The sequence below is a fragment of the Curtobacterium sp. Curtsp22 genome, from assembly GCF_059492135.1.
Genome location: NZ_CP168519.1, coordinates 739,307 through 759,332 on the forward strand (window position 1 = coordinate 739,307; position 20,026 = coordinate 759,332).

The 20,026-nt window shown below is 73.3% G+C and carries 20 protein-coding genes; 2 read left to right on the top strand and 18 right to left on the bottom strand.

Annotated elements, in window-relative coordinates; all coding sequences use genetic code 11:
• Positions 1-47: 47 nt before the first annotated feature.
• The 10 genes from trpC to ACEN8D_RS03575 form a co-directional block, all read right to left on the bottom strand.
• Positions 48-833, bottom strand: a complete 786-nt coding sequence (gene trpC / locus ACEN8D_RS03530) for an indole-3-glycerol phosphate synthase TrpC (protein ID WP_413398488.1) — start codon at positions 831-833, stop codon at positions 48-50.
• 16 nt (positions 834-849) lie between these two features.
• A complete protein-coding gene (locus tag ACEN8D_RS03535; protein WP_070416235.1) occupies positions 850-1,089 on the bottom strand; it encodes an HGxxPAAW family protein in 240 nt (79 codons plus the stop codon).
• Positions 1,086-1,835: a Trp biosynthesis-associated membrane protein gene (locus ACEN8D_RS03540; RefSeq protein ID WP_413398485.1), complete on the bottom strand. Its 750-nt coding sequence runs from the start codon at positions 1,833-1,835 to the stop codon at positions 1,086-1,088. The genes ACEN8D_RS03535 and ACEN8D_RS03540 overlap by 4 nt, the downstream gene beginning before the upstream one ends.
• On the bottom strand, positions 1,832-3,376 hold the full coding sequence (locus tag ACEN8D_RS03545; RefSeq protein ID WP_070416237.1) for an anthranilate synthase component I: 1,545 nt from the start codon (positions 3,374-3,376) through the stop codon (positions 1,832-1,834). The genes ACEN8D_RS03540 and ACEN8D_RS03545 overlap by 4 nt, the downstream gene beginning before the upstream one ends.
• A complete protein-coding gene (gene hisI / locus ACEN8D_RS03550; protein ID WP_413399914.1) occupies positions 3,373-3,813 on the bottom strand; it encodes a phosphoribosyl-AMP cyclohydrolase in 441 nt (146 codons plus the stop codon). The genes ACEN8D_RS03545 and hisI overlap by 4 nt, the downstream gene beginning before the upstream one ends.
• A 25-nt stretch (positions 3,814-3,838) precedes the next feature.
• Positions 3,839-4,636 carry an imidazole glycerol phosphate synthase subunit HisF gene (gene hisF / locus ACEN8D_RS03555; protein WP_413399915.1) on the bottom strand — a complete coding sequence of 266 codons (798 nt, stop codon included), beginning with the start codon at positions 4,634-4,636 and terminating at the stop codon, positions 3,839-3,841.
• Positions 4,633-5,472: an ATP phosphoribosyltransferase gene (gene hisG / locus ACEN8D_RS03560; RefSeq protein ID WP_022906699.1), complete on the bottom strand. Its 840-nt coding sequence runs from the start codon at positions 5,470-5,472 to the stop codon at positions 4,633-4,635. The genes hisF and hisG overlap by 4 nt, the downstream gene beginning before the upstream one ends.
• A gap of 45 nt (positions 5,473-5,517) precedes the next feature.
• Positions 5,518-5,781, bottom strand: a complete 264-nt coding sequence (locus ACEN8D_RS03565) for a phosphoribosyl-ATP diphosphatase (RefSeq protein WP_031259753.1) — start codon at positions 5,779-5,781, stop codon at positions 5,518-5,520.
• Positions 5,782-5,882: 101 nt separating this feature from the next.
• Positions 5,883-6,542: a ribulose-phosphate 3-epimerase gene (gene rpe / locus ACEN8D_RS03570; protein ID WP_413461424.1), complete on the bottom strand. Its 660-nt coding sequence runs from the start codon at positions 6,540-6,542 to the stop codon at positions 5,883-5,885.
• A 47-nt stretch (positions 6,543-6,589) separates the two neighbouring features.
• Positions 6,590-7,192, bottom strand: coding sequence for a TetR/AcrR family transcriptional regulator (locus tag ACEN8D_RS03575; RefSeq protein ID WP_413399078.1), 603 nt, complete (start codon positions 7,190-7,192; stop codon positions 6,590-6,592).
• Positions 7,193-7,254: 62 nt separating this feature from the next.
• Between ACEN8D_RS03575 and ACEN8D_RS03580 the strand changes: the two genes are divergently transcribed.
• Positions 7,255-7,908, top strand: coding sequence for an NAD(P)-dependent oxidoreductase (locus tag ACEN8D_RS03580; RefSeq protein ID WP_309779661.1), 654 nt, complete (start codon positions 7,255-7,257; stop codon positions 7,906-7,908).
• Between the two features lie 28 nt (positions 7,909-7,936).
• On the opposite strand, the gene ACEN8D_RS03585 is transcribed toward ACEN8D_RS03580, so the two are convergent.
• Genes ACEN8D_RS03585 through ACEN8D_RS03595 form a run of 3 tightly spaced genes read right to left on the bottom strand, consistent with a single transcriptional unit; the run spans position 7,937 to position 13,405 of the window.
• Positions 7,937-9,430: an RsmB/NOP family class I SAM-dependent RNA methyltransferase gene (locus ACEN8D_RS03585; protein WP_413399079.1), complete on the bottom strand. Its 1,494-nt coding sequence runs from the start codon at positions 9,428-9,430 to the stop codon at positions 7,937-7,939.
• Entirely contained in the window at positions 9,427-10,362 is a 936-nt protein-coding gene (locus ACEN8D_RS03590; RefSeq protein ID WP_309779663.1) for a methionyl-tRNA formyltransferase, read from the bottom strand. Before ACEN8D_RS03590 ends, ACEN8D_RS03585 begins: the two co-directional genes overlap by 4 nt.
• A gap of 58 nt (positions 10,363-10,420) precedes the next feature.
• On the bottom strand, positions 10,421-13,405 hold the full coding sequence (locus ACEN8D_RS03595; RefSeq protein ID WP_413399080.1) for a hypothetical protein: 2,985 nt from the start codon (positions 13,403-13,405) through the stop codon (positions 10,421-10,423).
• Positions 13,406-13,459: 54 nt separating this feature from the next.
• On the opposite strand from ACEN8D_RS03595, the gene ACEN8D_RS03600 reads away from it, so the two are divergent.
• On the top strand, positions 13,460-13,918 hold the full coding sequence (locus ACEN8D_RS03600; RefSeq protein ID WP_309779665.1) for a DUF4383 domain-containing protein: 459 nt from the start codon (positions 13,460-13,462) through the stop codon (positions 13,916-13,918).
• 28 nt (positions 13,919-13,946) lie between these two features.
• On the opposite strand, the gene ACEN8D_RS03605 is transcribed toward ACEN8D_RS03600, so the two are convergent.
• The 5 genes from ACEN8D_RS03605 to rpoZ form a co-directional block, all read right to left on the bottom strand.
• Complete coding sequence (locus ACEN8D_RS03605; RefSeq protein ID WP_413461423.1) at positions 13,947-15,140, bottom strand: glycine C-acetyltransferase; 1,194 nt, start codon at positions 15,138-15,140, stop codon at positions 13,947-13,949.
• Positions 15,140-16,189, bottom strand: coding sequence for an L-threonine 3-dehydrogenase (gene tdh / locus ACEN8D_RS03610; RefSeq protein WP_413400125.1), 1,050 nt, complete (start codon positions 16,187-16,189; stop codon positions 15,140-15,142). Before tdh ends, ACEN8D_RS03605 begins: the two co-directional genes overlap by 1 nt.
• A 333-nt stretch (positions 16,190-16,522) precedes the next feature.
• Complete coding sequence (locus ACEN8D_RS03615; protein ID WP_495601155.1) at positions 16,523-18,505, bottom strand: primosomal protein N' family DNA-binding protein; 1,983 nt, start codon at positions 18,503-18,505, stop codon at positions 16,523-16,525.
• 9 nt (positions 18,506-18,514) lie between these two features.
• Positions 18,515-19,729, bottom strand: coding sequence for a methionine adenosyltransferase (gene metK / locus ACEN8D_RS03620; RefSeq protein WP_413399958.1), 1,215 nt, complete (start codon positions 19,727-19,729; stop codon positions 18,515-18,517).
• A 5-nt stretch (positions 19,730-19,734) separates the two neighbouring features.
• Positions 19,735-19,998 (bottom strand): DNA-directed RNA polymerase subunit omega, encoded by a 264-nt coding sequence (rpoZ, locus tag ACEN8D_RS03625; RefSeq protein ID WP_022906709.1) that lies wholly within the window; start codon positions 19,996-19,998, stop codon positions 19,735-19,737.
• Between the last annotated feature and the right edge of the window lie 28 nt (positions 19,999-20,026).

A 20,026-nucleotide genomic window follows, 5' to 3' on the forward strand; every position in this document is an offset into this window, starting at 1 on the left:
CCCGGGACACGCCCGGCGAACCGGGCTGGGATGGATGCTGTCGTCGCTCAGTCGCGGTCGGCGGCTGCGATGAACGACGCGAGTGTGGCAGCGGGGTCGTCGCCCGTCACGAGCGCCTCCCCCACCAGGACGACGTCGGCGCCGGCGGCACGGTAGTGCGCGACGTCGGCCGGACCGGCGACCGCGGACTCGGCGACGCGCACGACCCCGTCGGGGATCCGGTCGGCGAGCGATCCGAACAGGTCGCGGTCGAGCGAGAAGTCGGTCAGGTCGCGGGCGTTCACCCCGAGGATCCGGGCGCCGGCGTCGAGGCCGCGCGAGACCTCGTCCGCCGAGTGCGCCTCGACCAGGACGCGCATGCCGAGTTCTTCCGCCATGGTGTGGAGCTCGACCAGCTGCTGCTGCTCGAGCGCCGCCACGATGAGCAGGACGACGTCGGCACCGGACGCCCGGGCCTCGATCACCTGGTACGGGTCGGCGATGAAGTCCTTGCGGAGGACGGGGACGCCCACCCGGGCCTTGACCGCTTCGAGATCGGCGAGGCTGCCGAGGAACTTGCGCCCCTCGGTCAGGACGCTGATCGTCGAGGCACCGCCGCGCTCGTAGTCGGCGGCGAGGGACGCGGGGTCCTCGATCGGGGCCATGGACCCGCGGGACGGGCTGGCACGCTTGACCTCGGCCAGGATCTTCACCCGGTCGCCGGGGGCCAGGAACGTGAGGGCGTCGAGCGGGGACGCGACGCGGTCCAGGTCACGTTCGACGTCCGCGTAGGGACGGTCGACGCGACGGGCCGCGGCGTCCTCGAGCGCGCCCGCGACGAGGGTCTCGAGCACGTTCGGCATGCCGGACCTACTCGGAGTGGTGCTTGGGGACGAACTTCGGGCCGTCGACGCCGTAGCCCGCCTTCTTCATGACGCCACCGACGATGAGGCCGATGAGCACCACGCCGGCGGAGGCCCAGACGCCCCACGGCTGGTCGAACCAGAAGAACAGCGTGCCGGCCGCGAATCCGATCAGCATGATCACGACGGCGGTCCAGGCTGCCGGCGAGTGGCCTTCGCCGAGTTCTGCGGGCTCAGTGTTGCTCACGGTGCTCCTCGTTCTGCTTCGACGCCGTCGTTCGACCGGCGTCCGTTCGATCCTACCGTGTCGTCCGGGGCCGCTCCGGCAGCGTCCGCGCTCGCGTCGTCGGGGCCCGCGGCTGCGCTGTCGGCGCCTGCGACCGCGTCCGAGGTCGGGTCGACACCGGCGCTCAGGTCGTCCCAGTCCACGACGGCGTCACGCTCGACCGCCGGCACCGCACGAGCATCCGCCGCCGCACCCGCGGTGGCCGCGCCGTACTTCCGGCTCGGCCCCGGCCAGGACCGCTGCACGACGAGCACGACGACCCCGAGGGCCATCGCGAGCACGCCGCCGACGATGCCGACGACCGGCCACGCCGACACGTCCACGCTCGACACGGCCCGGCGGACGGCGGACAGGTCCGCGACGCCCGCGACCTCGCCCACGGCGCCCTTCGCTGCGGCGACCGGGTCGGCCAGGGCGGTGATGCCGGACACCACCACGCCGACGCCGAGCAGGATCTCGACGGCGGCGAGCACGATCCGGACGACCCGACCGGCGATGGTCATCGCCAGGAAGAGCGCGAGGCTGGCGATCGCCAGGGCGGTGTACTGCGGGACCGCGGCCGCACCGTCGGCGTCCACCTTCGCGGCGACGGCAGCGCCCGCGTGGAGGTGGACCGTGAACCAGGTCTGCGTCCACGACAGCATGATGATCCCCGCGACGGCGAGGCCGGCGACGACGACGAGCGGCCGGGATCGGCGGGCCGTCACGAGTGCACCCCGCGCATCCGGTTCGCGGTCGCGATGGCACGCAGCGGTGCCGCGGCCTTGTTCACGGCCTCGATGTGCTCGGTCTCGGGGTCGGAGTCGGCCACGAGCCCGGCCCCGGCCTGCACACGTGCCACACCGTCCTTGATGAGGGCGCTGCGGATCGCGATCGCGAGGTCGGCGTCGCCGGCGAAGTCGAAGTAGCCGACCACGCCCGCGTAGGCACCGCGCTTCGCGGGTTCGAGCTCGTCGATGATCTCGAGCGCCCGCGGCTTCGGCGCCCCGGAGAGGGTGCCGGCCGGGAAGGTCGCCCGGAACACGTCGATCGCCGAGGCACCGGGCCGCACGGCGCCCTCGACGCTCGACACCAGGTGCATGATGTGACTGAACCGCTCGACCGTCATGAACTCGGTCACGGCGACCGTGCCCGGCTCGCAGACCTTCTGCAGGTCGTTGCGCGCCAGGTCGACGAGCATGAGGTGCTCGGCGCGCTCCTTCGGGTCCTCGAGCAGGTCCTCGCCGAGACGGACGTCCGCCTCGGGCGTGGCGCCGCGCGGGCGCGACCCGGCGATCGGGTGGGTGATCGCCCGGCCGTCCTGCACCTTGACCAGGGCCTCGGGCGAGGCACCGACGATCCAGAAGCGCTCGTCGGCGGTGTCCGCCAGGGACAGGAAGTACATGTACGGGCTCGGGTTGAGCGTCCGCAGCACGCGGTAGACGTCGAGGGGATCCGCGGTGACCTCGTGGTCGAACCGCTGCGAGATGACGACCTGGAAGACGTCCCCGTCGCGGATGAAGCCCTTCGACCGCTCGACGGCCGCCATGTAGTCCGCGGGGGTGGACCGGTGGGTCGGGGTCGGCTCGGCGATGTCGAACGCCTCGGCGACGGTGGCGGCGGAGGGCTGCACGAGGTCGGCCTGCATCCGGTCGAGTCGCGCCTGGGCGTCCGCCCAGAGTGCCTCGGCGTCGTCGACACCGTCGTTCAGCACGCTGGCGACGAGCAGGACGAGCCCGGTGCGGTGGTCGAGCGCGGCGAGCTCGGACACGAACGCGAGGGCCTGCCCCGGGACGTCGAAGTCGGCCGGCGGCACGTTCGGCAGGTGCTCGAGCTGACGGACGGCCTCCCAGCCGATGAACCCGACGGTGCCACCGACGAGCGGCGGGGTGCCGGGGATCCGCGGGGTCGCCCAGCGCTCGTGCAGCCGCGCCAGGACCTCGAGCGGCTCGCCGTCGAGCGAGTCGACGGCGCGGGACGCCGGGATGCCGGTGTCGATCCACGCGGCACGGTCGCCGTCCTGGGTGAGCACGCCGAAGCTGCGCACGCCGACGAAGGACCAGCGCGACCAGAGGCCGCCCTGTCCGGCGGACTCGAGCAGGAAGGTACCGGGCCGGCCGTCGGCGAGCTTCCGGTAGACCCCGACCGGCGTCTCGCTGTCGGCGTAGAGCGCGCGCACGACGGGGACGACGCGGTGGGCGTCGAGCAGGGCGTCGAACTCCGGACGGGAGGTCGTGTGCGGCGTGTCGGAGAGCGTCGCGGTGCTCATCGGGTCTCCTCCACGGCCCCGCCGGCGAGAGCGGACGGCGCACCATCGAGAGCGGACGCGGCGCCGTCGGGCGCGGACGCCGTCACGGGCTCGAGGGGGTCGACGTCGAAGCAGCGGTGCGCGCCGGTGTGGCACGCGGCGCCGACCTGCTCGACGGTCACGAGGAGCGTGTCCGCGTCGCAGTCGAACGCCGCCCCGCGCACGTACTGCGCGTGCCCCGAGGTGTCGCCCTTGCGCCAGTACTCGTTCCGGGACCGCGACCAGAAGGTCACCCGTCCCTCGGTCAGGGTGCGGCGGAGGGCTTCTCGGTCCATGTAGCCGAGCATGAGGACGTCCTTCGACGACTCCTCTTGCACGATGGCGGGGAGCAGCCCGTCCGCACCGAACCGCGCGCGGTCGAGGACCGCGTCCGTGCTGGTGCTGGTGCTGTCGGTCATGAGACTCCTAGCCTACGGCGGCGGATCAGCGGACGGCGTGCCCGGTCGCGCGCAGCGCGGCCTTCACGTCACCGATGGTCATCTCGCCGCGGTGGAAGACGCTGGCGGCGAGGACGGCATCCGCGCCCGCCTCGATCGCGGGGGCGAAGTGCTCGAGCCGACCCGCGCCTCCCGAAGCGATGACCGGGACCGACGCGACCGCGCGCACCGCTGCCACGAGCTCGACGTCGAACCCGTTCTTCGTGCCGTCCGCGTCGATCGAGTTGACGAGGAGCTCCCCCGCGCCGCGGTCGACGGCCTCGCGCGCCCAGGCGAGCGCGTCGAGGTCGGACTCGGTCCGACCGCCGTGGGTCGTCACGACGAAGCCCGACGGCATCCGGTCGGACCGCTTGATGTCGAGGGAGAGCACGACGGCCTGCGCGCCGAACCGGTCCGCGATCTCGCCGACGAGGTCCGGCCGCGCGATCGCGGCGCTGTTCACGCCGATCTTGTCCGCACCGCACTGCTGCAGCCGCGACACGTCGTCGACGCTCCGGACGCCACCACCGACGGTGAGCGGGATGAACACCTGCTCGGCCGTGCGCGTCACCGTGTCGAACATCGTCGCGCGGTTCTCGACCGTGGCACCCACGTCGAGGAAGGTCAGCTCGTCCGCGCCCTGCTCGTAGTAGCGAGCGGCGAGCTCGACCGGGTCACCGGCGTCCTGCAGGTCCAGGAAGTTGACTCCCTTGACCACCCGGCCGCCCTTGACGTCCAGGCAGGGGATGACCCGGACGGCGACCCCGCCCGCCCGCGCCGGAGGCACGGCACCGGAGCCGGTCACAGTCGTGCGGCGTGGATCGGGCTGACGAGGATGGCACGCGCGCCGAGGTCGTACAGCGCGTCCATGATGAGGTTCGCGTCGTCGCGCGGGATCATCACGCGGACGGCCGACCAGTCGCGACCGTGCAGCGGCGAGACCGTCGGCGACTCGATGCCCGACGCGACGGCGGTCGCCTGCTCGAGGAGCCCGGTGGGGATGTCGTAGTCGAGCATCACGTAGCCGCGCGCGACGAGCACGCCCTGCAGTCGGCGCCGCAGGACGTCGATGCCGGGGATGGTCTCGTCGGTGGAGATGAGGAGCGCGGTCGACTCGAGGATGACCGGCCCGAAGATCTCGAGCCCGGCGGCACGGAGCGTGCTGCCCGTCGAGACCACGTCGGCCACGGCGTCGGCGACACCGAGGCGCACGGCGCTCTCGACCGCGCCGTCGAGCTTCACGAGCGTCGCGGTAACGCCGTGCTTCGCGAGGAACTCCCCCACGAGCCCGGGGTAGCTCGTCGCCACCCGCACACCGTCGAGGTCCTGCAGCGTGCTGAACCGGCCGGGCGTGCCGGCGAACCGGAACGTCGAGTCGGCGAACCCGAGCGCGTCGACCTCGTGCGCGGCGGAGCCGGAGTCGAGCAGCAGGTCGCGGCCGGTGATGCCGACGTCGAGCGCGCCGGAGCCGACGTACGTGGCGATGTCGCGCGGGCGGAGGAAGAAGAACTCGACGCCGTTGCGCTCGTCGAGCAGGTGGAGGGCCTTCGGGTCGCGGCGGCCGGCGTACCCGGCCTCGCGCAGCATGTCGGACGCGGTCTCGGACAGGGAGCCCTTGTTGGGCACGGCGATGCGGAGCATCAGGGGGTCTGCTTTCTGGTGGAGGGTCGGCGGCTGATCAGCGGATCAGAGATGTCGCCAGACGTCCGCCGGGGTGAGCCCCTTCGCCACCATGAGCACCTGCAGGTGGTACACGAGCTGCGAGATCTCCTCCGAGGTGCGCTCGTCGCCCTCGTACTCGGCCGCCATCCAGACCTCGGCCGCTTCTTCCACGATCTTCTTGCCGATCTGGTGCACGCCGGCGTCCAGTTCGGCGACGGTGCCGGAGCCCTCGGGGCGCGTGCGCGCCTTCTCGGTGAGCTCCTGGAACAGGTCGTCGAACGTCTTCACGCGCACCAGGCTACCGTCCTCCGCCGACACGGCCGACGTACCGTCCGGACGGGAGGCGCGGCTCGTGTCCGTCACGCCCTTCACCTCGGGCGCCGGTCCGGTCACGAGCGTGCTGCCGCGGCCGCCTCGCGCAGGTCCGCGATGCGCGCGGCCGGCTCGCCGCCGTAGACCGCGGAGCCCGCCACGAGGGTGTCGGCACCGCTGCGGACCGCCTCGGGCGCCGTGTCGACCGCGATCCCGCCGTCGACCTCGAGCCAGACGTCGAGCCCCGAGGCGTCGACCGCCGCACGGGCGTCGGCGAGCTTCGGCATCACCGAGCGCATGAACGCCTGGCCGCCGAACCCGGGCTCGACCGTCATGAGCAGGATCATGTCGTAGGCGTCGAGGTGGTGGAGCACCTGGGTGATCGGGGTGCCCGGCTTCACCGCGACGGCCGCCCGGGCGCCGTTCGAGCGGATCGCCGCGGCGGTCGCCACCGGGTCGTCGGCGGCCTCGAAGTGGAAGGTCACGCTCGACGCACCGGTCTCGGCGTACCTCGGCGCCTCGGTGTCGGCGTTCGTGATCATGAGGTGGACGTCGAGCGGCACCGGGGAGACCTCCTGCAGGCGCTGCACGATCGGCAGGCCCAGCGTGAGGTTCGGCACGAAGTGGTTGTCCATCACGTCGACGTGCACCAGGTCGGCGGTCTCGATGCGGTGGAGCTCGCGTTCGAGGTTCGCGAAGTCGGCGGACAGGATGCTCGGCGAGATGCGGATCGTCACCCGTCGAGCCTACCGGGGCGCGTCCGTCTGCCCACTCCGTACGCGCTTCAGCTCGCGCCGACGGCGCGGGAGCCGAGGTCGGAGCGGAGCATCGTCTCCAGCGCGGCGTCCACCAGCCGCTCCCCCTCGGCGCGGTCGATCCGACGCGAGACCACGAGCGCGGCGATCCCCTGCATGGTGGCGGCGAACAGGAGCTTGAACAGGTGCCGGGAGTCGCCGTCGCCGTCACGCGCCACCGCGCTCCCCATCGCGCCGTCGAGCACGGCGAACAGCGACGAGGCGGCGGCCTGCACCGACTCGGCCCGGGTGGTCGTCTTCGCCTGGAACATCAGGTCCATCCACGCGGCGTCGTCGATCGCGAAGTCGACGTACGCGAGGGCGACCCGGCGGAAGCGGTCGTCCAGGTCACCGGCCCCGGCCAGCGCTCGGCGCACCGCGGCGGCCAGCCGGTCGAAGCCGAGCTCGGCCACGGCGTCGAGGAGCGCCTGGCGATCGACGAAGTGGCTCCGTGGTGCTCCGTGGCTCACACCGGCACGGCGCGCGAGGTCACGCAGGGACAGCCCGTCGACACCGTCCTCACGCAGGACCGTCACGGCCTCGTCGAGCAGGACGGCGCGGAGGTTCCCGTGGTGGAAGGGACGATCCGGCATGGCTCCACCTTACCCGGCGACTAGGCATTGCCTATTTTCTAGGCATTGCCTAGATTGGGACCATGACATCCCAACAGCACCTGCTCGTCTTCGGCGCGACGGGCCAGACCGGCCAACACTTCACGCAGTTCGCCCTCGACGCCGGACACCGGGTGCGCGCGGTCGCCCGCACGCCGGCCAAGCTCACGATCCAGCACGACGAGCTCGAGGTCGTGCCGGGCTCCGTCCCCGACGACCTCGACCTCGACGCACTGCTGGACGGCGTGACCGCGGTCGTCGTGATGCTCGGGGACGTCGACGCGCAGCGTGACCGCTTGGTCAACACGCCCTTCGTCCGGGCGCTCGTGCCGGCCATGCGTCGGAGCGGTGCCACCCGCCTGCTCTACCAGGCGGGCGGGTTGAGCGCGCCTCCCGGCCGGCGGCTCGCACCGGTGCTGCGGCTCGTGCGGGCGACGCTCGCCCGCGCGTACCGCGGGCAGCACGCCGACAACGAGGCGGTGATGCGCTACCTCGACGCCGAGGCGCGGGACATCGCCTGGACGGTGCACCGGGCCGGCATCGGCTCGGACGGGCCCGCGAAGGGCGAGCTCCGCCGCTCGGCGCGGTGGATCAGCATCGCGACCTTCCGCGACTGCGCCGCGTACAACCTGCGGGCGCTGTTCGACGAGGACGCCGTGCACACCTGCGACGGGAGCGCGTACCGCCGGTCACGCTGAGCCGGCGGCCTGCTGCTGGACTCTGGGGCTACGCGACGCGCCGGAACAGCGCGATGAACATCGCGTCCGTCCCGATGCGGTGCGGCCAGAGTTGCACCGAGTTCCCGTCGGCCACCTGCGGGTCCCGCGCGGCCACCGACCGCACGACGGACGCGGTGTCGAGCTGCTCGAGCTCGCCACCGTGCCGAGCCATCAGCGCGTCGACCTGTCCGCGGGTCTCCGCCAGGTGCGGCGAGCACGTCACGTACGCGAGGGTCCCGCCCGGTGCGAGCACCCGCACGGCGGCGTCGAGCAGTTCGGCCTGGAGCGCGGCGAGCTCGGGGACGTCCTCGGGCTGCTTGCGCCACCGGGCCTCCGGACGACGCCGGAGCGCTCCGAGTCCGGTGCACGGCGCGTCGAGCAGGATCCGGTCGAACGTCACCCCGGCGCCGTCGCGACCGAAGCGGCGGCCGTCGCCCTCGACCACGGTCACGCCGTCGCCGGAGCCCGCGAGGGCCTTCCGCACGAGTCCGGCACGCGCCGGCACGAGTTCGTTCGCCACGAGGGTCGCCCCGCCCTGTGCGGCCTCGGCCGCGAGGAGCGCCGCCTTGCCACCGGGCCCGGCGCAGAGGTCGAGCCACCGCTCCCCCGGCCGGATCACCGACGAGCGGCTGAGCGCCAGTGCGGCGAGCTGGGAGCCCTCGTCCTGCACGCGGAGCCGTCCGGCGGTGACGCCCGGCACGCGGGCGGGGTCGCCGGAGATCCCGCGGATGCCGACGGGCGAGACCGGCAGGTCCGCCTCGGGGTCCGTGAGCGGTTCGGGAGGCGCGACCTGCGTCTCGTCGTCGGCGTCCGTCTCGTGTTCGGTCGCGGTCGCAACGTGGGCCCGGGCAGCGGCGACGTCCTCGTCGGTGGCCAGCCCGGGCAGCGCGGCGAGCTGCACCCGGGGTGCGGCGTTGTCGGCCGCCAGGAGCGCGGCGAGCTCGTCCCGCGAGCGTTCGGCAGCGAGGGCGTCCCGCAGCGCGGACACCATCCACGTGGGGTGCGACCACCGGGTAGCGAGCAGTGCGTCGCCACCACGGCCCTCGGTGATGAGCGCGTCCCACTCGTCGTCGGTGCGTGCGGCCACCTTGCGCAGCACGGCGTTGACGAAGCCGGTGGCACGGCGGGCACCGACCTCGCGGGCGAGCTCGACCGTGGCGTCGACGGCGGCGTGCGTCGGGGTGCGCATCCCGAGCAGCTGGTGGGCGCCGAGCCGGAGCACATCGAGCACGTCGGACTCGACGTTGTCGATGCGACGACCGGAGGCGAGGGCGATGATCGCGTCGTACCGGCCGAGCATCCGGATCGACCCGTAGGTCAGCTCGGTGGCGAACCCGGCATCGCGCGCGGAGAGCCCGGCGCGGCGGATCCGGGTCGGGAGCAGGAGGTTGGCGTAGGCGTCGTCGACCTGCACCGCCCGCAGCACGTCGAAGGCCACACGGCGGGCACTCGTCTGCCGCGGTCCGTGGTGCCGGCGCTGCCCGGTGTTCGCGGCGCTCACGCCAGGACCTTCCCGTCGAGGGAGCCGAGGCCCCGTGCCCAGGCGGCGGCGTCCATCGCCTTCTTGCCGGCGGGTTGCACCTCGGTGAGCACGAGCGGGTCGTCGGCGGTCCCGACGAGCAGCCGACCGCCCTGGACGCTGAGCGCACCGGGGGCGAGCGACGGGGCGGGGTCTGCCGCGCCTCCTGGCGGTCGGTTGCTGCGGAGCAGCTTGACGCGGGTCTCGCCGAGGAGGGCGTACGCGCCGGGCTCGGGCGTGACGCCGCGCAGGCGTGCGTGCACGACGGTGGCCGGCGCAGCGAAGTCGATGCGACCGTCGTCGATGGTCAGCTTCGGGGCGAGGGTGGGCTCGCCGGTCTGCTCCACGGCGACCGCGGTGCCCGCGGCGATGTCGTCGACGACGCGGGCGACGGTCTCGGCGCCGGTCTCGGCCATCGCAGCGAGGACCTCGCCGGAGGTGGCCTCGGGATCGATGTCGAACGGGTCGCTCGCGTAGACCGGACCGGCGTCGAGCGCCTCGACGAGCTGGAACACCGTCGCGGCGGTGCGGGTGTCGCCGGCCATCACCGCGCGCTGGACGGGGGCGGCGCCGCGGTACTGCGGCAGGTCCGAGAAGTGCAGGTTCACCCAGCCGAGCCGCGGGGCGTCGAGCGCCGGGCGTCGGAGCAGGGCGCCGTACGCGACGATGACGCCGAGGTCGACCCCGAGGTCGGCGATGCGGGCGGTGACCTCGTCGTCGACGCGGGACGCCTCGATCACCGGGAGGCCGAGCTCCTGTGCGACCTGGGCGACGGGGGTCGGGGTGAGGACGCGCTTCCGGCCCTGCGGGGTCGCCGGACGGGTGAGCACCGCGGCGATCTCGTGCTCGGACGCCGCGAGGCGGCGGAGGGTGGGGACGGCCGCAGCGGGGCTGCCGGCGACGACGAGACGCATGGGTTCGATCCTCCCATGTTCCCCGCGTGCTCCGCGTCCGACGGCGGCTCCGATCGCGTCAGGACCACTGGTCGCGGAGCACCGGCGCGGCCGTGGCGGCACCCGACGTCCGGCGGGCACGGACCAGCAGCACGAGCGACTCCGGCGAGTCGATCTCGTGCAGGCGGCACGGACCGACCCGGCGGCTCCAGTCGGCGGCGAACGCCTCGGCATCGGCACGGCGACGTCCCACGGCCGTCGGCACGGCGAAGTACCGGTCGCCCGGGGTGACCGCACGGGCCACGGCCAGGGCCACGACGAGCAACGGCGCCCGGTGCACGGTCGCGCGCTCGGTGCGGCTGACCTGCAACAGGAAGCGCGGGGTCCGCACCGGGCCGAAGAACTCGGCGAGCGCGCCGGTGACGACGCGGCGGTCCTCGGGGCGTGCGCCGAGCACCTCCATCGTGAAGCTCTGCGGCACGTTCCCCGCCATCTGCGCGGTGACGCGGACGTCCCCCTCGCCGAACGCCGGGACCCGACCGGCCCGGTGCAGCGCGTCGACGACGACCCGGACGGCTCGTCGGTACGCGCCGACGGTGCTGAACCGCTGGCGGAGGGCGAGGCCGAGCTGTCGGGCGACGGGCCAGACGAGCAGGACGGCGAGACCGATGACGACGAGGAGCCCGAGCACGCCGGGCACCGAGCCGAGCCGCCAGAGGGCGACGATGCCCCGGGCGGACTCGGCGAGCAGCCAGAGGACCGCGCCGAGGACGACGGCGAGCACGAACTCCGCGGTCGGTCCGGTGCGGAACGGCTGCGTCCGTGGTTCCTCGACGACGGTCGCCGTGCTCTCGCGGTCGGCGTAGGGCTCGCCCACGCGCCAGGCGGCCCAGCTGTCGGCCCGGGTGGGGAGTTCGGCGGCGATGGTCTCGTCGAGGGCCCGGACGGTCTGCCGCTCGTCCTTGGCGACGAGTCCGGCGAGCCGGCGGGCCTGTCCGTCGGTGAGCGCGATCGACGTGCCGCGGACCACCTGCGCGGAGTCGGAGCGGAGGAGTCCCCAGATCTGTTCGTGCTTCCGGCGCATCCGGGAGACGTCCGGGGCGGCGTCGAGCGGGACGTCGGCCGGGACGACGGCGGTGACGGTCCAGTTGTGGGCGACCTTGCGGGGCCACGCCGGGTCGAGGCGGAGCGTGCGACCGCGGAGCTGCTGGGTCGCCGACGAGGTCGCGACGGCGGTGAGGTCGATGAGCGTGTTCGCGGCGGGGCAGTCCCAGCCCTCGCCGAGGAGGCCACGGGTACCGATGACGAATCGGGTGGTGCCGTCCGTGAGCAGGGCGGAGACGGCGGCCAGCACCGCGGCCGATCCGGCACCGGGGGTCTCGACGCTGAGCACGTGCGGGTCCTCGGGCACCGGCTCCGTGCTGCAGGTCGTGCCGAGGCGCTGATCGAGTGCGGGGAGCAGGATGTCGGCGTCCCGGGTGGCGATCCGGAGGTGGGACGCGGTGACGAGCACGGGGCGCAGCGGCACGGGGTGGTCCTCCGTCGCGACCGTGGCGAAGGTCCGGAGTGCGCCCGCGGCGGGGACGGCGCTCCCCCGGGTGTTGCCGTGGGTGGCGTGGTCGGTCACCACGACGGCCCGGACCCGGTCGGCGGCGTCCTGGGAGAGTTCGAGGTGGAGCAGGTCGACGACGGCGCGGTCCTTCGCGGCGGACGACGCGAGCACCGTGTCGATCGGGTCCCGGCTCCGTCGGACGCCGCGGTCGGTCAGGGTGAAGCCGAAGTCCACGATCGAGCGCTTGATGCGCTGCCACTGCTCCGCGCGGTCGGGGTCGGGCAGCAGTCGGTCGAGGGCGTAGCGGGCGAGGACCCGGATCCGCCCCTCGGCGTCGGGGGCGCGTCGGACGTCGTCGGGCAGGAGCGCGAGCAGTGGGTGGTCGGGGCGGAACTCGGCGAGGGTGCGTGCGGCGGCCTCGGCGACGGGGAAGTCGGCGGCGAAGGCTGCGGCGAGTCGTTCCTCGGCGGTGGCGGGCCGTGTGCCGGGGTCCGGTCCGGGGACCGCGCCGGTGCTGGTCTCCGGTTGCAGCGTCGTCTCGAGCCAGTCGATCCCGTCGGGTTCGGCGAGCGCGCCGCGGATCAGCGCGGCGAGTCGGCGTTCGTGGTCGCGCAGGAAGGCGAGCTCGACCGGGGTCGGCTCGACGAACCAGACGTGGTCGCGGTAGGGCGCGAGGTTGCCCTCCTTCACGACGGCGGGTGTCGGCACTTCGTGGTCGACGTCGCCGAGCAGTGCGGTGTAGGTGTCGTGGGCGTCGCGGTCGTCGGTGGACGGCAGGGTCGCGGTCAGGCCGATGACGACCGGTTCGCGGCCGGACGCGCGGATGCGGCCGAGCAGGTAGGCGACCACCAGCGCCCAGTGGTCGAGGAGGTGGTGGCACTCGTCGAGGACGACGGTCTCGACGCCGTGTGCCACGAGCCGGTCGACGAGTGCGCGGGCGTTCGGGTGCAGGGCCTCGGCGAGGCGCTCGGGGTCCTCGCGCGCGAGCCGCTTCCGGATCGCGCGGGAACGGCGACGGACGCCCTTCCGGAACGCTGCCGGGTTGCTGGTGCGGAGGTCGTCGATCCACCGTGCCGCGGCCGCGTCGTCCCGTCCCCCGTCGACGAGTTCGCGACGCCAGTCCGCGGTGGCGAGGTCGGTGAGCGGACTGCCGGTGTCGAGGACGGAGAGCATCTGGTAGGTCAGCGCGGTGAGGTCGCCGGGGCGGTCCGGGTCCTCGGACACCGTCGCGTCGCCGTACAGGGCCGACGCCGATCGGGCCCACTGCGAGCGGATCGTCGCGGTCGGCGCGAGCACGAGGGCGCGCGCACCGTGGCGTCCGGCGAGGAGCAGCCCGAGCAGGGTCTTGCCGGCGCCCGGGGGCGCGACGACGTGGACGGGGTCGCCGGGTTCGACCGGCACCCGGTCGAGGACGTCGCGTTGGTACGTGCGCAGCGTGCCCTGGTAGCGCCAGCTGGCGAGCGGGAGCGTGCGGGCCCCCGTGCGGTCGTTCGTGCGTTCCCCCGTCGTCACCGTCCGAGTCTCCCACGGGTACCGTCACCAGCAGCCGAACGAGGAGGTCCCACCATGTCCGACGTCACCACGTCCACCAACCGCTACGCGGGCTCGAGCATCCAGGCGATCGCACTCGTCGTCGGGATCGTCTTCCTGCTCGTCGGGATCGCCGGGTTCGTCCCCGGGCTGACGACGGGCGACCTCGGCGGGGCGGGGCACGGCTCGATGGCGATGCTGCTCGGACTGTTCCAGGTGTCGGTGCTCCACAACGTCGTGCACCTGCTGTTCGGGGTCGTCGGACTGCTCGCGGCGCGGTACGCAACCGGGTCCCGCATGTACCTCGTGATCGGCGGCGTCGTCTACTTCGTGCTGTGGGTGTACGGGCTGTTCACCGCCGGACACGACTTCGGGGCGAACTTCGTGCCGCTGAACTGGGCGGACAACTGGCTGCACCTGGTGCTGGCGATCGGGATGGTGGCGCTCGGCGTGGTCTTCCCGCGGGAGCGCCACACCGCCGTCACCGCGGGCTGACCGCGTCGCCGACCGGACCCGCGGCCGCTCACGCCTCGGCCGCTCGCGCCGCGGCCGCTCGCGCCTCGGTGAAGGCCGTCACGCACCGCCGGACCTGCTCCCCGGTGTGCGCCGCCGAGAGCTGGACCCGGATCCGCGCCCGGCCCTTCGGGACCACCGGGTAGCTGAACGCCGTCACGTAGATCCCGCGCGCCTGCATCTCGTCGGCGATCCGTGCGGTCAGGGCCGCGTCGTGGAACATGACCGGGACGATCGGGTGCTCCCCCGGCAGCAGCTCGAACCCGGCGTCGGTCATGAGCGACCGGAAGCGTGCCGCGTTCGCCCGCAGCCGCTCGCGCGCGTCGTCCGACCGTTCGATGAGGTCGAGCGCTGCGACCGTCCCCGCGGCGATCACCGGCGCGAGCGAGTTCGAGAACAGGTACGGACGGGACCGCTGCCGCAGCAGGTCGACGATCTCCTGGCGGCTGGCGACGTACCCGCCGCTCGCACCCCCGAGTGCCTTGCCGAACGTGCCCGTGTACACGTCGACCCGGTCCGCGACGCCGCACAGCTCGGGCGTCCCGCGGCCGTGCTCGCCGACGAACCCGACGGCGTGCGAGTCGTCGACGATGACGAGGGCGTCGTACCGGTCCGCGAGGTCGCAGATCTCGGCGAGCGGGGCGATCGAGCCGTCCATCGAGAAGACGCCGTCGGTGACGATCGCGCGGAACCGGGCGTCCCCGGCGGCGACGAGCTGCGCTTCGAGGTCCTGCACGTCGCGATTGCGGTACCGGTACCGCTGCGCCTTCGAGAGCCGCACGCCGTCGATGATCGAGGCGTGGTTCAGCTCGTCCGAGATGATCGCGTCCTCCGGCCCGAGGAGCACCTCGAACAGGCCGCCGTTCGCGTCGAAGCACGACGAGTACAGGATCGTGGCCTCGGTGCCGAGGAACGCCGACACGCGACGCTCGAGGTCGAGGTGGAGGTCCTGCGTGCCGCAGATGAACCGGACGCTCGCCATGCCGTAGCCCCACCGGTCGAGGGCGTCCTTCGCCGCGTCGACGAGGTCGGTGGAGTCGGCCAGCCCGAGGTAGTTGTTCGCGCAGAAGTTCAGCAGCGGAGCACCGTCCGCCTCGATCGCCGCACGCTGCGGACCGGCGATGCCGCGCTCCCGCTTCGTGAGCCCGGCGGCCTCGATGCCCGCCAGCTCGGCCGTCAGGTGGTCCTTGATCGCGCCGTACATCAGATCTCCGTCCAGTCGATGACGACCTTGCCGCCGTCCGCGCTCGCCGCCGCGGCGAACGCTGCCTCCCAGTCACGCGCCGCGAAGCGCCCCGAGACGATCGAGGCGATGCGGTCGCGCAGCACCTCGCTCGTCTGCAGCATCGAGCTCATGGTCTGCCACGACTCGAACATCTCGCGGCCGTAGATCCCCTTGACCGTGAGCATGTGCGTCACGACCTTGCCCCAGTCGACCGCGATCGCGCCGGTCGGCAGTCCGAGCATGGCGATCCGCCCGCCGTGGTTCATGTTGTCGACCATCGCCGGGAGGGCGGTCGGGGCGCCGGACATCTCGAAGCCGACGTCGAACCCCTCGCGCATGCCGAGCTGCTCCTGCGCCGCACGGATCGGGTCACCGGCGGCACCGACGTCGACGCCGAGGTCGGCGCCCATCGCCTCGGCCATCCGCAGTCGGTTCGCGCTGACGTCCGTGCCGACCACGAACCGGGCACCGGCGTGCCGAGCGACCGCGATCGCCATGAGGCCGATCGGCCCGCACCCGGTGACGAGCACGTCCTCGCCCACGACCGGGGACGCGAGCGCCGTGTGGACCGCGTTGCCGAGCGGGTCGAACAGGGCGCCGACCTCGGGGTCGACGTCGGCGTGGTGCACCCACACGTTCGCGCCGGGCAGCGTCAGGTACTCCGCGAAGGCGCCGTCCCGCTGCACGCCGAGGCCCTTCGTGCGGATGCACATCTGGCGTCGGCCAGCCCGGCAGTTCCGGCACGTGCCGCACACGATGTGGCCCTCGCCGGAGACCCGGTCCCCCACCGCGACGTCGCGCACGGCGGAGCCGACCTCGACCACCTCGCCGAAGAACTCGTGTCCGGGGACCAGCGGGGCCGTGACCGCCGAGGCCGCCCAGTCGTCCCACCGCCGGATGTGCAGGTCGGTCCCGCAGATCCCGGTGCGGAGGACCCGGATGAGGACCTCGTCCTCCGTCGGGACCGGTACCGGCCGCTCGGTCATGATCAGTCCCGGAGCAGCGTCCGGCTTGTACAGCGCCCTCATCGGCGTCATCCGCGTCACCTCGTCGTGCGTGATGTGTGTCGTCGGCGGCTCGTGACCGCCGTCGTCCACCCTGGCACAGGTCGCGCGCGAGGGCAGCGCATGTCGCATGCACGGCCCGGACCCGGGCGGCCAGGAGGCGCGGCGTGCATCCGGCGGGTCGCTGCGGGCTGGCGAGTGGCTGAGCCGGAACGACGTTGTCGCTGTCGTACGACAGCGACCATGTCGCACGGTGCGCGCGCGGACTGTTGCGAGGCGGGAAGAACGACGATGCTGATGTCGTATGACAGCGACGATGTCGCACCGCGTCGGGGGGGGGGCGCGCGGCCGGCCGGGTCAGACCTCGCTGAAGGGCTCCGCGTCGTCGAGCCGCACCCGGAGCGCCGGCGCCGCCCGACGTCGGTTCCCCCCGGGCAGCACCCGCCGCGTGGACGCGCGCCGGATCACCTCGGCTTTGAGGGTCGCCGCCACCTCGGCACCGTGCGCGTACGGGAAGCGCACGATCGCACGGACGGTTCCCGGGAGTGCGTCGTCCTCGACCGGTACCGGACCGAGCACGGGGCCGACCGTGAGACCGTCGAGCGCCTCGACCGCGGCCGTCACCGCCTCGTCCGTGCCCGTCAGCGTCGCGACCCGGACGGCCGGTGGGAAGTGCAGCTCGCGGCGGTCGGCGAGCTCGTCGTGCGCCGGACCGTCGAGCCGCCACAGCGCCATGGCCGTCGCGAGCCTCCCGCCGATGCCCACGAGGTACGCCTCGGCGCCCGGGGCGCCCTTGGCGGCGGCGTTCGTCCAGAAGCGCAGCACGTCCTCCTGCACGCGGAGCCCCTCGCGCGCGAGCATGCGCTCCCCGTCGAGCAGGAGCACGCACGCGTACCCGCCCGGGACGCTCGGCTCGGCTCCGCGGGTGGCGACCACGACCGAGGGGCGCGCCGGGACCTCGTCGAGCGGACGGGAGCCGTCGGCCACCACGATGCGCGTGCCCGGGAACGCCCGGCCGAGCTCGTCCGCGGTGCGCTGCGCCCCCTGCCCGACCGGCTTCACCGTGCCGTTGCCGCACGTCGGGCACCGGAACCCGACCGCCAGCGCGCCGCAGAACCGGCACTGCGGCGTCGCACCCCGGTGCGGGCTGCCGAGCGGACCGCCGCAGATCCGGCAGTGCGCCCGCTCACCGCACTCGGCACAGACGAGCCCGGTGCCGAACCCCGGACTGGCGACCTGCACGAGGACGGCTCCGTGCTGGCTGGCCTCGCGCGCGGCACGCCACGCCGAGCTCGGGATGCGGGCCTGCGCCGCGTACCCCTCGGCACCGGTCTGCTGGACGGTCGGGATGACCTTGGGTGTCTTCACCCGGTACGGCGTGACCTCCTGCAGCCAGTGCAGCTCGACGAGCCGTTGCACGTCGGTGCTCCGGGCATGCGACAGGAACAGCAGCGCGGCCCCGGACTGCGCGGCCCGGACGAGGGCGACGTCCCGGGTGTGCACGTACGGGGCACGCGGCTCGATGAACGAGGCGTCCCCGTCGTCCCACATGGCGATGAGTCCGAGCTCGGTCGCCGGCGCGAACACCGCCGTGCGGTTGCCGATCGCGACGACCGCATGGGTCCTCGCCTGCAGCAGGGCCTTGGCCCGCTGCCCGTTCGTCTGCTTGGCGTCGAACCGGACGACCCGTTCCGGCGGCAGCACCGCGAGGAGCGCACGCTCGAGGTCGGTGACGTCGCGGAAGTCCGGAACGGCGATCACGGCCGACTGCTCCGCGGCGACCGTGTGCGCGGCCGCCTGGGCGAGCGTGGCGGCCCACCCGGGGACCCAGATCGGCGCGTCGGCGGCACCGAGCGCTGTCGGGTGGGGGACGGCGGCGACCGCAGCGCGACCGTGGTCGGCGACCAGCGCCTCCAGGACGCCGTCGGCGTAGCTGCTGACGGGCGGCGGCTCGACCGACGGCGGCGACCACGCGGTGTCGCGGGCCAGCCAGGCCTTCTCGGCACGGACCTGGCGCGTCGGCACGGCGAGCCGGAGCACGTCGGACGCCACCCCCGCGGCACGGTCGGCCACGGCGCGCGCGAGCGACCAGATCTCCGGCGCGAGGACCGGCACCGGGGAGACGACCGTCTCGATGGCACTGAGCTCGCCCGGGTACTCACCCTCGGTGACGATCTCGACCACGTAGGCGTCGGACATGCGCGCACCGGTGCGGAGCGGCACCTTGACCCGCACCCCCGGCACGCAGTCGTCCTCGAGCCCGTCCGGCACCCGGTAGTCGAACAGACGGTCCAACTGCGGGAGCGGCGAGTCGAGGACGACGCGCGCGACGGTGGTCACGCCGAGGCCTCAGACGGCAGCGGCGACGAGTCCTGCGGCGGCGCGGAGTTCCTCGACGCGGTCGAGCTGCTCCCAGGTGAACCCGGGGAGCTCACGGCCGAAGTGCCCGTACGTCGCGGTCTTCGCGTAGATCGGACGGAGCAGGTCGAGGTCGCGGATGATCGCGGCCGGCCGGAGGTCGAAGACCTGCAGGATCGCGGCCTCGATCGTGGCGTCGTCGACGTGTCCGGTGCCGAACGACTCGACGTAGAGGCCGACGGGCTTCGCGCGGCCGATCGCGTAGGCGACCTGCACCTCGAGCCGGTCGGCGAGGCCCGCGGCGACCGCGTTCTTCGCGACCCAGCGCAGCGCGTAGGCGGCCGAGCGGTCGACCTTCGAGGGGTCCTTGCCGCTGAACGCACCGCCACCGTGGCGGGAGGCACCGCCGTAGGTGTCCACGATGACCTTGCGTCCGGTGAGGCCGGCGTCGCCCTGGGGGCCGCCGATCTCGAACCGGCCGGTCGGGTTCACGATGACGTCGACGTGCGACGAGTCGAGGTCGACCTGGGCGAGCACCGGACGGATCACGTGCTCGGTCACCGCGGCGGTGAGCTCGTCGAGCGTGACGGACGGCGAGTGCTGCGTGGAGAGCACGACGGTCTCGACGGTCTTCGGCACGACACCGTCGTACCCGACCGTGACCTGGGTCTTGCCGTCGGGACGCAGGAACGACAGCTCGCCGGACTTGCGGACCGCGGCCAGCCGCTCGGCGAGGCGGTGCGCCAGCCAGATCGCGACCGGCATGTACTCGGGGGTCTCGTTCGTCGCGAAGCCGAACATGATCCCCTGGTCGCCAGCGCCCTGGCGGGCGAGCGGGTCCACGCCGGCGCCGGAGCGCGCGTCGAGCGACTCGTCGACACCCTGGGCGATGTCGGGCGACTGCGCACCGATCGAGACCTCGACGCCGCAGGTGTGGCCGTCGAAGGAGACCTCGGACGAGTTGTAGCCGATGCCCGTGATGACGTCACGGACGAGCTTCGGGATCTCGACGTAGCCCGAGGTCGTGACCTCGCCGGCGACGTGCACGAGCCCGGTGGTGACCATCGTCTCCACCGCGACGCGTGCGTGCGGGTCGACCGTCAACAGCGCGTCGAGGATCGTGTCCGAGATCTGGTCGCAGATCTTGTCGGGGTGCCCCTCCGTCACCGACTCGGACGTGAAGAGGCGCAGGCTGCTGCTCGTCACCGCGGTCAGTCGGTGGGCTGCTGCTGCTTGGTGACGGTGAGCTTGTCCTCGTTGATCTCGTGCAGTGCGACGGACAGCGGCTTGTCGTCGATCGTCGAGTCGACCAGCGGGCCGACGTTGTCGAACAGCGAACCCTCGTGCAGGTCGGCGTAGTAGTCGTTGATCTGTCGCGCGCGCTTCGAGGCGAAGATGACGAGCGCGTACTTCGACTCCACCTTGGCGAGCAGGTCGTCGATGGGCGGGTCGATGATGCCCTGGGGGTTGGCCATGGTGTCTCCAGTCGACGGAACGGGGGGA